This window comes from Mycolicibacterium rhodesiae (genome assembly GCF_002086695.1).
GTDB lineage: Bacteria > Actinomycetota > Actinomycetes > Mycobacteriales > Mycobacteriaceae > Mycobacterium > Mycobacterium rhodesiae.
On record NZ_MVIH01000002.1, the window covers coordinates 561,112 to 575,525 of the forward strand.

Consider the following 14,414-nt stretch of genomic DNA (forward strand, 5'->3'; position numbering starts at 1 on the left):
TGCGATCAGACGGAATCCAAGTCGGTGAGCACCCCGGCCTGTCGCAGTTCCGCGATGAGCACATCGGCCATCAGGTCGGTGCGGTCCAGGCAGGCCTGCCGTGCGGCCGACGGACGGCACTGCTGGATTGCGGCATGTTCGGCTTCGGCGATCGGCAGGAGCTGGTCCACCGTGTGCGGGTAGGTGGCCCAGAATTCGCGAGGCATGAACCCGCGCGATGCCCGAATTCCTGCAGTCAGTCGTGGGCCGGCGTATTCGTCGAGGACGATATCCCGGAAGAGGTCGGCCGCGTTGAGGAAGACGCGCGAATCGGATGAGGCGCGCATGACAGCCATCGGCTCGGCGAGCCGCTCGAGGACCTCTGGGCGGGGATCGGCGGCAGCCCGCGCGGAGGCCGCACCGGTCAGCAGGCCGTGCACCTCATGGTGCTCGCGCAGGACGTCGGCATCAAAGCGATGGATGAACGCTCCGCGGTGATAGCGCGACTCCAGGATGCCGTCGTGTTCGAGTTGGTTGAGGGCTTCCTGGACGGGCACCCGGCTCAGTCCGAGGGCAGCGGTGATCTGATTGCGGTCCACGCGATCTCCCGACCGCAGCCGCCCGGTGAGCAGCATGTCGAGAACGTGCGCAACGACAAGGTCTTTCTCTTTGACCCCATAACGTTTGGGCATTTCCCTCTCCGGGTCCCTCTCCGGGGCGTCCAGACGACGTGCACTCGTCGCAATCCTCCTGGTTACTTGCGGGTATCTCGCGCAATCGTCGGTAACGAGACTGTGAGTCTCGTTACTCTCCGACCATGACGACGACGGAAATGCCCGACGGCTACTACGCGGCTACGCCGATCCCGAGTGGGCGTACGGCGGCCGTGGACCATCTGCGCAGGCCGGGGCCGGTATACCGGGTCGGGAAGATGTGGTTGATCACCAGTTACGAGGGAGTCCGCTTCGCCCAGAAGCACCCCGAGTTGTTCTCCTCGGCGAAAGCCTTCGACGGCGTCGCCAACGCCATCTCGATGATCCCGATCGCGATCGATCCGCCGAAGCATGCCGACTACCGGCGAGTGCTCGATCCGATGTTCGGACCCAAGCGCATGGAAGCGATGGATGGCGAACTGCGCACTCAGCTGCGCGGGCACATCGACAAATTCGCTCCGCTCGGCCGTTGCGACGTCGTCGCCGACCTGTCCTACAAGTTCCCCACCCAGGCCATCCTGACGCTGTTCGGGCTGCCCCTGGAGCACCTGCCCACGTTCCTCGGCTGGGTCAGCGGGATCATCAAGGGTGCCGATATCGGGTCACTGGGGAGTGAGCAGTCGCAGTCGGTAATCGATTGCAGCATTGCGCTTTTCACCTTCCTGGCCGAGCAGCTGGAGATCAAACGCAGCCACCCGGGCGACGACATGCTCAGCAACATCCTGGCCCTCGACGGCGACGAGGCGTGGACCGACGCGGAGATCTTGGGGCTGTGCTTCCTGATCGTCCTGGCCGGACTCGACACCGTCACCGGCGCCATCGGCTTCGCGTTGCTCAACCTGGCGAACGATCCGGTGCTGCGGCACAGGTTGACCGCGGACCCGTCGCTGATCCCGCCGTTCATCGAAGAGGTGCTGCGTCTCGACGGCCCCGTGCCCGGGGTGCCGCGCGTGACGACGGCCGACGTGGAGGTCGAAGGCGTGACGATTCCGGCGAATTCACAAGTCATGCTGATGCTGTTCACCGCCAACCGTGACGGGCCGTATGCCCACACCGCCAATGAGATGGACCTCGACGCGAAGGCCGTGCACCTCGGGTTCGGCGGCGGTATCCACCGGTGCCTGGGCTCGCACCTGGCGCGCCGCGAATTACGGCTCACCATCGAGGAATTCCACGCGCGCATCCCGGACTACCGGTTGGCCGGCGAGGCCACCACGTTGTGGCCCGCCGGCACGTTCGGCCTGGAATCGCTTCCGCTGGAGTTCGATCCCTGTTAGCCGAGTCGACCGACGCCGCCGACGCAGGAGGCGGAGGAGGAGCGAGGCAATCGGCCTCAGCGGCTGTCGCGCCAGCGCACCAAAGCCTCGGCGGGGCCCAGGTCGTAGTCCGGTCCGTCGCAGCCGACCGTCAGCAGGGTCACGCCCAGTCCGGTGAGCGCCTCGGCGTTGGCGACGATCGTGTCGTGGTCGCGGCCCTCGACGCCCGATGATCGCTCGATCTTGGCCGGGTCGCGGCCGACGTCAGAGCAGTGACGGTCGAGCACCTCGGCTTTGCCGGGGTAGCTCTCGGCGTTGGTGAATCCGTGCCAGATGTCGCCGTGCTCGGCGACCAGGCGCAGCGTCTTCTTCTCACCCTGTCCGCCGATGAGGATCGGGATCTGCCGGGTCGGCGCCGGATTCAGATTGGCCAGCCGGGACTTGATCCGGGGCAGTGCGGCCGCGAGGTCGTCGAGGCGGCTGCCGGCGGTGCCGAACTCATAGCCGTACTCGTCGTAATCCTTCTGCTTCCAGCCCGACCCGATGCCGAGGATCAGCCTGCCGCCGGAGATGTGGTCGACGGTGCGGGCCATGTCGGCCAGCAGGTCGGGGTTGCGGTAGGAGTTGCAGGAGACCAGCGCGCCGATCTCGACGCGGGAGGTCTGCTCGGCCCAGGCGCCCAACATGGTCCAGCATTCGAAGTGCGCACCGTCGGGGTCGCCGTAGAGCGGGTAGAAGTGGTCCCAGTTGAAGACCACGTCGACGCCGAGGTCCTCGCAGCGCCGGACGGCATCGCGGATCTGGTTGTAGTCGGGGGCATGTTGCGGCTGCAGTTGCACGCCGATGCGAATGGGATAGGTCACACCTCAACCGTACGTCGCGTCATACGCCGATATTCCCGTCCGGCTTCCACACCGCCACGACGGCCGGTCGCGCGGTGCCGTTGCCGCCGTCGGGCCAGTGCGACAGCGGATCGTCGATGCTGTTGTCGTCGTGCTCGCCGGGGTGCTGCACCGAGATGGTGACCAGGTCGTCCAGCACGATCGGCCCGCAGGTCTCCGCGCCGAGCGGCACCGTCAGGAATTGGCGTGTCTCACCACGATTGGGTCCTTCGAGCGCGACGGCGAACAGGCCGTCGTTGGAGGACAGCGCGTTGCCGTCGGTGGCGATCCACAGGTTGCCGTGCTTGTCGAAGGCGAGGTTGTCCGGGCAGGAGATGGGGCTGACCTTGGACTTGTCGAAACCGCCGAAGTAGGTGTCCGCCGCGGCGGGGTCTCCACAGACCAGCAGCAGATCCCAGGTGAACGAGGTGCCGGCGTGGTCGTCGGTGATCTCGAGAACCTGGCCGTTCTTGTTGTCGTTGCGCGGATTCGGCGCATCGGCGGTGGACTTGCCCGGCGCTCCGCGCTCGTTGTTGTTGGTCAGTGCCACGTAGAGCTTGCCCGTGCGCGGGTTGGCTTCGAAGTCTTCGGGCCGGTCCATCTTGGTGGCGCCGGCCTTGTCGGCGGCGAACCGGGTGAACACCGCGACCTCCTGTGGGGTCATGCCGGCCACCAACGACTCCGCGGCGCCGTCAGGCCCCGAGCGCAGCAGCGGGAGCCACGTCCCGGACCCGCGGAAGGCGCCCGCGGCTGGCAGGGTGCCGGAGCCGTCGATCTGGTTGGCCGGGATGTCGGTGGTGAGCTTGGCGACGTACAGCGTGCCTTCGTCGAGGATCGTCATGTTGGCTGCCATCGCCGCCGCATCGCGACCGGGCTGAATCTTCTTGGCGGAGACGAACTTGTACATGTAATCGAAGCGTTCGTCGTCGCCGCTGTAGGCCACCACGGTTCCGTCCGGCGTGACGTAGATGTTGGCGGCCTCGTGTTTGAAGCGGCCCATCGCGGTGTGCTTGACCGGAGTGGAGCGCGGATCCCACGGATTCAACTCGACGACGTAGCCGAAGCGGTTGACCTCGTTGGGCGTCTTGGTGGGATCGAACCGCGGATCGAAGGTCTCCCAAAGCCGTTCGCTGGGTTTGACTTTGATGCCGTATCGCTTCCAGCGGTCGGCGTCGATCGGGCTGGGCGCCTGCGCTCCCTCGGCGGCACCGAAGTAGGAGTTGAAATTCTCCTCGCCGGACAGCACGGTGCCCCAGGGTGTGACGCCACCCGAGCAGTTGTTGATGGTGCCGCTGACGGCTCGACCGCCTGGGTCGGCCGCGGTCTTGACGAACTCGCTGCCGGCGGCAGGCCCGGTGAGGGTGAAGGGGGAGTCGGCGGTGATCCTCCGGTTGTAGGGGCCGGGCACCGGTTTGAGGCCGTTCGCGGTGCGCTCGACTTCGACGACGGTCAGACCGTGCGCGGCCAGCGCAGTCTCGAATTGTTCTCGGGTGGGCCGCTTTTCGTCGTACCCGGGGAACATGAATCGCTCGGTGGTGTACTCGTGATTCACCACAAGGAGGTAGTGGTCAGGGGCGCCGTCGATCGGCAGCAGGCCGGCGAAGTCGTTGTTGAACCCGAACTGCTGGCGTTGCGCGGCGGCGCTCTGCTTGGTGACGTCGAAGGTGGGCGCGTCGGGCAGCACCGGGTCACCCCAGCTGATCACCACCGCCTGCTGGTAACCCTCCGGGATGACGACGGCGTCCTCGGTGTTGGGCGCGATCGCGCTGAAGTTCATGCCGGGGTTCGGGGCCGAGGGCGGCGGCGCGGTCTGTCCCGTCGGTTTGGCGTCCTGCGAGCAGGCCGCGAGTGCAGAGCCCGCGCCAACAGCGAGCACTGCTACTCCGGCGGCCTTCAACGCCGAGCGGCGCGTCACTGCCTCCCGCACCATGTCGCCGAAGTAGGCGTTGTCGCTCGTGTTCGGTGCGGGATGCGCACAGGCGTCACCGCAGCGGTAACGGCAGGTGATCCGCTGGCGAGCCGAGCGTCCGTCGTGATCGATCAGCAGGTTCAGCGGGACCATAGCCATGCGGCCGAAACTAGGACACGGCTGTGAATCAGCTGGGAATCAACCGGTGAACAACAAGCAAACTCAGCCGGCGAGCACGTCGCGCAGGATCTCCACCAGTGCGCGTGGCTGGTCGCCCTGTACCGAGTGACCGGAGTCGGGGACCATGATCACACGTTGGAAACCCGGTGCGGTGCGGGCGAATTCGTCGGCATCCTCGTCGTTGACGAAGAACGAATTGGCACCCCGCACCAGCGTCGTGGGCATCGTGATCGACGGGACGTCGTTCCACAAACCGGCGAACGACTCCGGCAACCCCCCGTCGGAGCCGGCACCCTTGCGGAACGAGTCGTAGCGCCACGTCCAGGTGCCGTCGTCGAGCTGTTTCGAGTTGTGAAAGACGCCGCGGCGCAGCGACTCCCGGCTTCGGGTGGGCGAGGCGGCGATCGTGACGTCCAACATTGCGGTGAAGCTTTCGAACGTGCGCTCGCCCTGCGTCAGCGCGACCGCGCCGAGCTGAGCCTGGCTCATCTGTTCATGCCGTTCCGGGGCGGAGGGTGTGACATCGACCAGCACCAGTTCGGGAACAAGCGCCGGCTCGACGGTCGCGATGCGCAGCGCTGTCAGTCCGCCCAGCGACATGCCGACCACCAGTCGCGGGCTGGGCGCCCATTCGTTCAGCACGGGCCGCAGCGTGTCGGCGTTGAGCCGGGGACCGTAGTCACCGTCTTCGCGCCAGGCTGACCGGCCGTGGCCGGGTAGGTCGATCGCCAACGCCGGAACGCCGAGGCCGAGGATCACGGTGTCCCAGGTGTGGGCGTTTTGTCCGCCGCCGTGCAGGAAAACGATCCGCGGCGGCTCGGCACCCCACTTCAGCGCGCTGATCGGGCCGGAGGAGATCCTGGTGACCGGCGGCAACTCGTCGCTGACACCGGCCTGTTCGGCGTTCTCGGGCAACAGGGCGAATTCGTCGTCGAGGCGGATCAGCTCGTCATCGGAGATCACGCAGTTCATCTAACGCGAAAGTGCGGCCAGATCGCGATGGGGCGTCCCATCCGGATCTGACCGCACTCTCGGTGCGAGTTATTCGCCGGCGATGAATTCCTCGAGCTCGGCACGGGCGATGTCGTCGGCCAGCTGCTTGGGCGGGCTCTTCATCAGATAGGCCGACGCGGGGATGATCGGGCCGCCGATGCCGCGGTCCTTGGCGATCTTCGCGGCGCGCACGGCGTCGATGATGATGCCTGCAGAGTTCGGCGAGTCCCACACCTCGAGCTTGTACTCCAGGTTCAGCGGCACGTCGCCGAAGGCGCGGCCCTCGAGGCGGACGTAGGCCCACTTGCGGTCGTCGAGCCACGCGACGTGGTCCGACGGGCCGATGTGGACGTTCTTGTCCTCGACCTTGCCGGCCAGCGAGCCGGTGAGGTTGGACGTCACGGCCTGGGTCTTGGAGACCTTCTTGGATTCCAGGCGCTCACGCTCGAGCATGTTCTTGAAGTCCATGTTGCCGCCGACATTCAGCTGGTACGTGCGGTCCAGCGTGACACCGCGGTCCTCGAACAACTTGGCCATCACGCGGTGGGTGATGGTCGCGCCGACCTGGCTCTTGATGTCGTCGCCGACGATCGGAACCCCGGCGTCCTCGAACTTCTTCGCCCAGACCGGGTCGGAAGCGATGAACACCGGCAACGCGTTGACGAACGCGACCTTGGCGTCGATGGCGCACTGCGCGTAGAACTTGTCGGCCTGGTCGGAGCCCACCGGCAGGTAGGAGACCAGCACGTCGACCTTGTTGTCTTTGAGGACCTTGACGACGTCGACCGGCTGCTCGTCGGAGATCTCGATGGTCTCGGCGTAGTACTTGCCGATGCCGTCCAGTGTCGGGCCGCGCTGCACGACGACGTCGGTCGGCGGCACATCGGCGATCTTGATGGTGTTGTTCTCCGAGGCGAAGATCGCTTCGGACAGGTCGAAGCCGACCTTCTTGGCGTCGACGTCGAACGCGGCGACGAACTTCACGTCGCGTACGTGATACGGGCCGAGCTTCACGTGCATCAGGCCGGGAACGGTGGCGTTCGCGTCAGCGTCCTGGTAGTACTGCACGCCCTGGACCAGTGAGGACGCGCAGTTGCCGACGCCGACAATGGCGACCCGCACATCTGTCGACGCTCCGTTGTGCTCCGTCATGGGACGTTCTCCTAACTCGTACTTCTACTGGCTGCTGTTCAGGTACTGCGGTGGCCGCGTCAGGCCTGGTCTGGGTGGCTTTGGGCCACCCGCTCAGCGGCGATCAGCTCGTTGAGCCACTTGACTTCCCGCTCGCTGGACTCCAAGCCCAGCTGATGCAGTTGTTTGGTGTAGCGGTCGAACGAATTGCTCGCCCGCGCGATGGCCTCCCGCAGACCTTCGCGACGCTCTTCCACCTGGCGCCGGCGGCCTTCCAGGATCCGCATCCGTGCCTCGGCCGGTGTGCGGTTGAAGAACGCAAGGTGCACACCGAAACCGTCGTCGGTGTAGTTCTGGGGGCCGGTGTCGGCCACCAGCTCGGCGAACCGCTGGCGGCCGGCATCGGTCAGTTGGTACACCCGGCGGGCACGACGCAACACCGTGGTTCCCGCGGGTGCGGTGTCCTCGACGATCAAGCCGTCGGTCTGCATCCGGCGCAGGGCGGGGTAGAGCGAGCCGTACGAGAACGCGCGGAACGCCCCGAGCAGGCCCGTCAGCCGTTTGCGCAGTTCGTAGCCGTGCATGGGCGACTCGAGGAGAAGACCCAAGATGGCAAGCTCCAGCACCGGGTCACCTCCTTTGCTCGGCCGTTACGACACTTCGACACCTCCGGCGATAGTATCGGAGCGATATATTCGGCGCTACTTGAGTGCGCACGACCGTGCGAATTCATCCGCGACACGCGGTGCTGACCGGATCGGGCCGCACGCTCGCGGCAGAGGCCCCGCTACGGGTAGTTGATCTGCTTTTCCGAGCCGTCGGGGTTGAGCTGGATGTAGCCGCTGCCGAAGTCACTCGACACGTAGACCGAGATCGTCAGCGTGCCGGGGACGGTCTGGTCGCGGCTGGGCTCGATGATCAGGTAGGTGCTCTTGACGTCGCCGGGCTTCATGTTCAGCGTCTCCGGCGCCCCACGCAGCACGCCGACGACTGCTTTGGCGTCGAACTTGCTCAGGTCCACCAGCTTGGCGTCACTACTGGCCCCCGACGTACTCGGGTCGTCCCAGCCGCCACGGTAGGAGTAGTTGAGTTCGCGGCGGTCGTCGTTGGGGTCCGGGCGGGTCAGCGACGCATAGTCGGGATAAATCACCAACCGATTTCCGTCGGTGTTGCCGAACTTCTTCTTCATCTGCTCGAACAACCCGTTGAGCCCGCCGAGCGAATGCAGCTGACGCGGCGGGGTCAGCACGATCGGGGCCACCCCGTCGGACTTGGCGCCCGGGTCCGAGGTGAAGTTCAGCGGTGACGGTGTGTTGCCGTACAAGCCCCAGCCGATGCCGATGCCGAGCACGACCAGGACACCCATGATCGCGAGCCGGATACCCCAGCTTCCGTTGGTTCCCGGGGCGGAAAGGCGGGGCTTCTTCAGCGTGGGCAGTTGGACCGGCGCGTTCGCGGTTTGCAGGTCGGACACCAGAGCGCGCAAATCGCCCAGCGTCATCGCGGTGGTGGCCGCCTTCACGCGCTGCTGGTGCTCGGTCATGGACAGCTGCCCCTCGGACAGCGCGGTGTCCAGAATCTGGCACGTGTCGTTGCGGTCGGTGTCCTTGGCGCGCGTGCTGGCTGTCTGCGATGTCGCCACGGCGATGATCGTAAGAGTTCAGGCGCCAAGACCGCAGACCAGCCGCATATTCCGCGGCGCCGCGAGTCGGTTGCGTGTCGGTGCCCAGATCCCCGACGTACTCTGGTCATCGTGCGATTGCAGCGACAGGTGGTGGACTACGCCCTGCGGCGACGCTCCCTGCTGGCCGAGGTCTACTCCGGTCGAACTGGGGTTTCGGAGGTTTGCGACGCCAATCCCTATCTGTTGCGCGCCGCCAAGTTTCACGGCAAGCCCAGTTCGGTGATGTGCCCGATCTGCCGCAAGGAGCCGCTGACATTGGTGTCCTGGGTGTTCGGCGATCACCTCGGTGCGGTGTCGGGATCCGCGCGCACGGCCGAGGAGCTGGTGTTGCTGGCGACTCGATTCGACGAATTCTCGGTACACGTGGTGGAGGTATGCCGGACCTGCGAGTGGAATCACCTGGTCAAGTCCTACGTGCTCGGAACGCCGCGCCCCACCAACGGGACGCGAGGACGCCGTGGCACCCAGACGGCGCGCTCCGGCGCGCGTACGGCCAGTGAATAGCGAAGGGCGTCCCGACCGGCCTGCCACTGACAACCGCACGGGATCAGGGGCCGACAGTGCGTCCGGTAGCTCCGAGCCACCGACGACGCGCTTCCCCGCGGCGGGCGACAGTTCTGGCCCCTCCCGATCGGCGCCCCGGCGGCAGGTGCCGCCCGATGACCGGTTGACGTCGATCATCGAACCGGTCCGTGACACCCCTCCGCTGCTGCGTGACCCGGTCGACGTCGTCAAGGCCGCTCTGGACGGCACGCCGCCGCCGAAGCTTCCACCGCCGCCCCCGCCGCGGCGTCCGGGTGGGTCCGGCGGCCCTGGTGGCCCGCCGCCGTTCACGCCGCCGACGTTCTCCCAGCAGGTCAACTGGAAGTGGGTGCGCCGGTCGTTGTATCTGGCCGCCGTGGTGTTGATCGTGCTGCCGCTGATCACCTTCGGAATGGCCTACCTGATCGTCAAGGTGCCTCAGCCCGGTGACCTGCGCACCAATCAGGTGTCGACGATCCTGGCCAGCGACGGCTCGGAGCTGGCGAAAATCGTTCCCCCGGAAGGTAACCGGGTCGACGTCACCATCGACCAGGTGCCGGTGCAGGTCCGCAACGCGGTGATGGCCGCCGAAGACCGCGACTTCTACAGCAATCCGGGCTTTTCGTTCACCGGCTTCGCCCGCGCACTCAAGAACAACCTTTTCGGCGGCGACCTTCAGGGCGGGTCGACGATCACCCAGCAGTACGTGAAGAACGCGCTCGTCGGTGACGCCCGATCCGGCGTAGGCGGCATCGTGCGTAAGGCCAAAGAGCTCGTGATCTCGACGAAGATGACCGGCGAATGGTCCAAAGACGAGATAATGCAGGCGTACCTGAACATCATCTATTTCGGCCGCGGCGCCTACGGTGTCTCTGCGGCCGCGAAGGCGTACTTCGACAAGCCGGTCGAGCAGTTGACAGTCGCCGAAGGTGCACTGCTGGCCGCGCTGATCCAGCGGCCGTCGACCCTGGATCCCGCGGTCGATCCCGACGGTGCGGCCAAGCGCTGGAACTGGGTGCTCGACGGCATGGTGTCGATGGGCGCGCTGTCGAAGGACGAACGCTCCCAACAGGTTTTCCCGCCGACGGTGTCGCCGGAGCAGGCCCGCTCGAACAACGTCACCACCGGGCCGAACGGCCTGATCGAACGTCAGGTCACCAAGGAACTGCTCGACCTGTTCAACATCGACGAGCAGACCCTGAACACCCAGGGTTTGCAGATCACCACGACGATCGACCCGCAGGCGCAGAAGGCCGCCGAGGACGCCGTGTCGAAGTACCTCGACGGCCAGATGCCAGACATGCGTTCGGCGGTGGTGTCCATCGACCCGAAAACCGGTGGAGTGAAGGCCTATTACGGCGGCTCGGACGCCCAAGGCTTCGACTTCGCGCAGGCCGGCCTGCCCACCGGTTCGTCGTTCAAAGTGTTCGCGCTGGTGGCTGCGCTCGAACAAGGCATGGGTCTGGGCTATCAGATCGACAGCTCACCGGTCACCGTCAACGGCATCAAGATCACCAACGTCGAAGGTGAGGGCTGCGGCGTCTGCAATATCGCGGAGGCACTCAAGCGGTCATTGAACACGTCGTATTACCGGTTGATGCTCAAGCTGAAGAACGGCCCGAGTGATGTGGCCGACGCCGCGCACCGGGCCGGTATCGCGGAGAGCTTCCCGGGGGTGGACCACACGCTGTCCGAGGACGGCAAGGGCGGCCCGCCGAACAACGGTGTGGTGCTGGGCCAGTACCAGTCCCGGGTGCTCGACATGGCGTCGGCTTACGCCACGCTGGCCGACTCCGGCGTCTATCACAAGCCGCACTTCGTGCAGAAGGTCGTCAATTCCCGCGGTGAGGTGCTGTTCGATGCCAGCACCGCCGACAACAGCGGCGAGCAGCGCATTCCAAAGGCGGTCGCCGACAACGTGACCGCGGCGATGCAGCCGATCGCCGGCTATTCGCGTGGGCACAACCTGGCGGGTGGCCGGCCGTCGGCGGCCAAGACCGGAACCAATCAGCTCGGCGACACCGATGCCAACCGCGACGCATGGATGGTCGGCTACACCCCGTCGTTGTCGACGGCGGTGTGGGTCGGCACCACTGACGGCACGCAGCCGCTGGTCACGTCGTCGGGTGGGCAGGTGTACGGCTCGGGTATCCCGTCGGACATCTGGAAGGCCACGATGGACGGCGCGCTGAAGGGCACGGACAACGAGTCGTTCCCCAAGCCGACCGAGATCGGTGGGTACGCCGGTGTCCCGGCGCCGCCGCCTCCGCCGCCCGCGCCGCCGTCAGAGACCGTCATCCAGCCCAGTATCGAAGTGGCTCCGGGCATCACGATTCCGCTGGGACCGCCGACCACCATCACGATTCCGCCGGGCGGCGGTCCGCCGCCGCCACCGGGTGGGCCCGAACCGCCTCCGCCGGGTGGCGGTGACCCTAACGCGCCCCTGCCTCCGCCGCCGTGATCGACGGCCGACCCACCGTTTCGCCTGCACCGCTGGCCGAGGATCGGCGCAGCGCGGACGACCGTGACATGCCGAGCCGCAATGACGCTGTGGGCGCGGCACTCTCGGAAGTCGTGGGCGGCCCGGTGGGCCGGCACGCGTTGATCGGCCGGACCCGGATCTTCACCCCGTTGCGGGTCATGTTCCTGATGGCGTTGGTGGTGTTGGCCCTGGGCTGGTCGACGAAGGCGCCGTGCCTGCAGACGGTGGGCACCGGCACACCCGACCAGCGGGTCGCCAACTGGCAGAACCAGCGCGCCTACTTCGAGCTGTGCTACTCCGACACCGTGCCGCTCTACGGGGCAGAGTTGTTGAGCCAGGGCCGCTTTCCGTACAAGTCGAGCTGGATCGAGACCGACTCGAGCGGCCGGCCGCAGATCCGGTACGACGGCAAGCCCGCGGTGCGCTACATGGAGTATCCGGTGCTGACCGGGGTGTACCAGTACGTGTCGATGGCGCTGGCCAAGACCTACACGGCGGTCGCCAAGATGATGTCGCTGCCTGTCGTCGCCGAAGTGGTGATGTTCTTCAACTTCGCGGCGTTCGGGCTGGCCTTGGCGTGGCTGACCACGGTGTGGGCATCGTCGTGGCTGGCGGGCCGTCGAGTATGGGATGCCGCCCTGGTGGCCGCGTCCCCGGTTCTGATCTTCCAGATCTTCACCAATTTCGATGCACTGGCAACGGCTTTGGCGATTGGTGGCTTACTGGCGTGGGCCCGCAAGAGGCCGGTGCTGGCCGGCATCCTGATCGGTCTGGGCGTGGCGGCCAAGTTGTATCCGGCGCTGCTGCTGTTGCCGCTGCTGGTGCTGGCGATCCGCACCGACCGGATGCCCGAGGCCGCCAAGACCGTGGTGGCCGCGGTGGGCGCCTGGTTCGTGGTGAATCTCCCGGTGATGGTGCTGTTTCCGCGCGGGTGGTCGGAATTCTTCCGGCTCAACTCCCGGCGCGGGGATGACATGGATTCGTTGTACAACGTGGTGAAGTCGTTCACCGGCTGGGACGGTTTCGATACGAACCTCGGATTTTGGCAGCCGCCGGTGATCCTCAACATCTTCGTCGCTGTGGTGTTCGTGTTGTGTTGTGCGGCAATCGCGTACATCGCCCTGACCGCGCCGCAGCGGCCCCGGGTGGCACAGTTGGCGTTCCTCACGGTGGCGGCGTTCCTGTTGGTGAACAAGGTGTGGAGCCCGCAGTTCTCGCTGTGGTTGGTGCCGCTGGCGGTGCTCGCCCTGCCGCACCGTCGAATTCTGTTGGCCTGGATGACCATCGACATGCTCGTATGGGTGCCGCGGATGTACTACCTCTATGGCGAAGCCAACAAGGGTCTGCCCGAGCAGTGGTTCACCGCCACCGTGCTACTTCGCGACATCGCGGTCGCGGGCCTGATGGTTCTGGTCGTTCGCCAGATCTACCGTCCCGACCTGGATTTGGTGCGCTGGGGCGGCCGGGTGGACGATCCTGCCGGGGGCGTGTTCGACGGCGCCCAAGACGCGTACCCGACGTGGTTCCCGCGATGGTTGCGCCCGCGCGTGGCGGCCGCCGCCGATGCGGTCGAGGAACAAGAGGCACCGGATGCAAATCGCGATAGCACTGTTCCCGCGTAACACCGCACTGGACGCGATCGGCCCCTACGAGGTCCTGCAGCGCATCCCGTCGATCGATGTGGTGTTCGTCGGACGTCGTCGCGGCGAGGTCCGCAGCGACAACGGAATGCTCGGGCTGACGGTCGACGCCACTTTCGACGAAGTCACCGAACCCGACGTCCTGGTGTTCCCCGGCGGGATCGGCACCCGCACGCTCGTCGAGGACGCCGCGGTCCTGGACTGGGTTCGCGAGGTACACCGTCACACCACCTTCACCACCTCGGTGTGCACCGGCAGCCTGGTGTTGGCGGCTGCGGGACTGCTGACCGGTTTGACAGCCGGGACGCATTGGCGGGCGACCGAGCTGTTGGAGTCCTTCGGTGCGATCTACACCCCGCAGCGGGTCGTCGAGCATCTGCCGCAGCGCATCATCACCGCGGCCGGCGTGTCCAGTGGCATCGACATGGCGCTGCGGCTGGTCGAGCTGCTGGTCGGGCGCCGGGCCGCGGAGGCCAGCCAGCTGATGATCGAGTACGACCCGCAGCCGCCGTTCCACGCCGGCGCGGTGGACCAGGTCTCGGATGCGACTCTGCAGCTGGCGCTGGAGTACTTCGGCCAGCGGAGCTGATTTCGCTGATCAGCCTGCACTCCGGTAACCTAGCGGGGTTGCCGACGCAGGCGACCCTTCTGCCACGGACACGCCGTGGCCGCTACGACCATAGGAGGTGATGAGGTTCCCATGCGTCCATACGAAATCATGGTCATCCTTGACCCCACTCTCGACGAGCGCACCGTTGCCCCGTCCCTGGAGACGTTCCTGAACGTCATCCGGAGTGACGGCGGATCGGTCGACAAGGTCGACATCTGGGGCCGGCGCCGGCTGGCGTACGAGATCGCCAAGCACGCCGAGGGCATCTATGCAGTCGTCGATGTGAAGGCCGAGCCGGCCACCGTGTCCGAGCTCGACCGGCAGCTGAACCTGAATGAGTCCGTGCTGCGGACCAAGGTGATGCGGACCGACAAGCACTGAGTCCGGTTCGGACTCACTATCCGCTCCAGTGGATAACCTCGCCGCGCGTCGGA

At 66.3% G+C, this 14,414-nt stretch carries 13 protein-coding genes; 6 read left to right on the forward strand and 7 right to left on the reverse strand.

Annotated features, from left to right (window positions below; all coding sequences use genetic code 11):
* Positions 1 to 5 precede the first annotated feature (5 nt).
* The gene (locus BST42_RS06590; RefSeq protein ID WP_083117745.1) at positions 6 to 671 is read right to left on the reverse strand and encodes a GntR family transcriptional regulator; all 666 of its coding nucleotides are present in this window, start codon (positions 669 to 671) and stop codon (positions 6 to 8) included.
* 125 nt (positions 672 to 796) lie between these two features.
* Between BST42_RS06590 and BST42_RS06595 the strand changes: the two genes are divergently transcribed.
* On the forward strand, positions 797 to 1,969 hold the full coding sequence (locus tag BST42_RS06595) for a cytochrome P450 (protein WP_083117746.1): 1,173 nt from the start codon (positions 797 to 799) through the stop codon (positions 1,967 to 1,969).
* Between the two features lie 56 nt (positions 1,970 to 2,025).
* Here BST42_RS06595 and BST42_RS06600 read toward each other — a convergent pair whose 3' ends face one another.
* From BST42_RS06600 to BST42_RS06625, 6 genes are all read right to left on the reverse strand, one after another.
* A complete protein-coding gene (locus BST42_RS06600; RefSeq protein WP_083117747.1) occupies positions 2,026 to 2,811 on the reverse strand; it encodes an LLM class F420-dependent oxidoreductase in 786 nt (261 codons plus the stop codon).
* Between the two features lie 19 nt (positions 2,812 to 2,830).
* On the reverse strand, positions 2,831 to 4,897 hold the full coding sequence (locus BST42_RS06605; protein WP_083117748.1) for a PhoX family protein: 2,067 nt from the start codon (positions 4,895 to 4,897) through the stop codon (positions 2,831 to 2,833).
* Positions 4,898 to 4,960: 63 nt separating this feature from the next.
* A complete protein-coding gene (locus tag BST42_RS06610; protein WP_083117749.1) occupies positions 4,961 to 5,890 on the reverse strand; it encodes an Rv0045c family esterase in 930 nt (309 codons plus the stop codon).
* A gap of 69 nt (positions 5,891 to 5,959) precedes the next feature.
* On the reverse strand, positions 5,960 to 7,063 hold the full coding sequence (locus tag BST42_RS06615; protein ID WP_083117750.1) for an inositol-3-phosphate synthase: 1,104 nt from the start codon (positions 7,061 to 7,063) through the stop codon (positions 5,960 to 5,962).
* 59 nt (positions 7,064 to 7,122) lie between these two features.
* The gene (locus BST42_RS06620) at positions 7,123 to 7,668 is read right to left on the reverse strand and encodes a PadR family transcriptional regulator (protein ID WP_005142205.1); all 546 of its coding nucleotides are present in this window, start codon (positions 7,666 to 7,668) and stop codon (positions 7,123 to 7,125) included.
* Positions 7,669 to 7,829: 161 nt separating this feature from the next.
* Positions 7,830 to 8,684, reverse strand: coding sequence for a DUF1707 SHOCT-like domain-containing protein (locus tag BST42_RS06625; RefSeq protein WP_207569449.1), 855 nt, complete (start codon positions 8,682 to 8,684; stop codon positions 7,830 to 7,832).
* A 111-nt stretch (positions 8,685 to 8,795) separates the two neighbouring features.
* On the opposite strand from BST42_RS06625, the gene BST42_RS06630 reads away from it, so the two are divergent.
* From BST42_RS06630 to rpsF, 5 genes are all read left to right on the forward strand, one after another.
* Entirely contained in the window at positions 8,796 to 9,230 is a 435-nt protein-coding gene (locus BST42_RS06630) for a DUF5318 domain-containing protein (protein WP_036342215.1), read from the forward strand.
* A gap of 145 nt (positions 9,231 to 9,375) precedes the next feature.
* On the forward strand, positions 9,376 to 11,709 hold the full coding sequence (locus BST42_RS06635; protein ID WP_110918488.1) for a transglycosylase domain-containing protein: 2,334 nt from the start codon (positions 9,376 to 9,378) through the stop codon (positions 11,707 to 11,709).
* 68 nt (positions 11,710 to 11,777) lie between these two features.
* A complete protein-coding gene (locus tag BST42_RS06640) occupies positions 11,778 to 13,352 on the forward strand; it encodes a glycosyltransferase family 87 protein (RefSeq protein WP_237159295.1) in 1,575 nt (524 codons plus the stop codon).
* Positions 13,321 to 13,959 carry a DJ-1/PfpI family protein gene (locus BST42_RS06645; RefSeq protein ID WP_083117909.1) on the forward strand — a complete coding sequence of 213 codons (639 nt, stop codon included), beginning with the start codon at positions 13,321 to 13,323 and terminating at the stop codon, positions 13,957 to 13,959. Before BST42_RS06640 ends, BST42_RS06645 begins: the two co-directional genes overlap by 32 nt.
* A gap of 111 nt (positions 13,960 to 14,070) precedes the next feature.
* Positions 14,071 to 14,361: a 30S ribosomal protein S6 gene (rpsF, locus tag BST42_RS06650; RefSeq protein ID WP_036342207.1), complete on the forward strand. Its 291-nt coding sequence runs from the start codon at positions 14,071 to 14,073 to the stop codon at positions 14,359 to 14,361.
* The last annotated feature ends 53 nt before the right edge of the window (positions 14,362 to 14,414 follow it).

Coding starts and splice junctions, on each gene's coding strand:
- BST42_RS06640 (WP_237159295.1), top strand. CDS start 11,778: ATGCCGAGCCGCAATGACGCTGTGGGCGCGGCACTCTCGGAAGTCGTG.
- BST42_RS06595 (WP_083117746.1), top strand. CDS start 797: ATGACGACGACGGAAATGCCCGACGGCTACTACGCGGCTACGCCGATC.
- BST42_RS06615 (WP_083117750.1), bottom strand. CDS start 7,063: ATGACGGAGCACAACGGAGCGTCGACAGATGTGCGGGTCGCCATTGTC.
- BST42_RS06610 (WP_083117749.1), bottom strand. CDS start 5,890: ATGAACTGCGTGATCTCCGATGACGAGCTGATCCGCCTCGACGACGAA.
- BST42_RS06645 (WP_083117909.1), top strand. CDS start 13,321: ATGCAAATCGCGATAGCACTGTTCCCGCGTAACACCGCACTGGACGCG.
- BST42_RS06590 (WP_083117745.1), bottom strand. CDS start 671: ATGCCCAAACGTTATGGGGTCAAAGAGAAAGACCTTGTCGTTGCGCAC.
- rpsF (WP_036342207.1), top strand. CDS start 14,071: ATGCGTCCATACGAAATCATGGTCATCCTTGACCCCACTCTCGACGAG.
- BST42_RS06605 (WP_083117748.1), bottom strand. CDS start 4,897: ATGGCTATGGTCCCGCTGAACCTGCTGATCGATCACGACGGACGCTCG.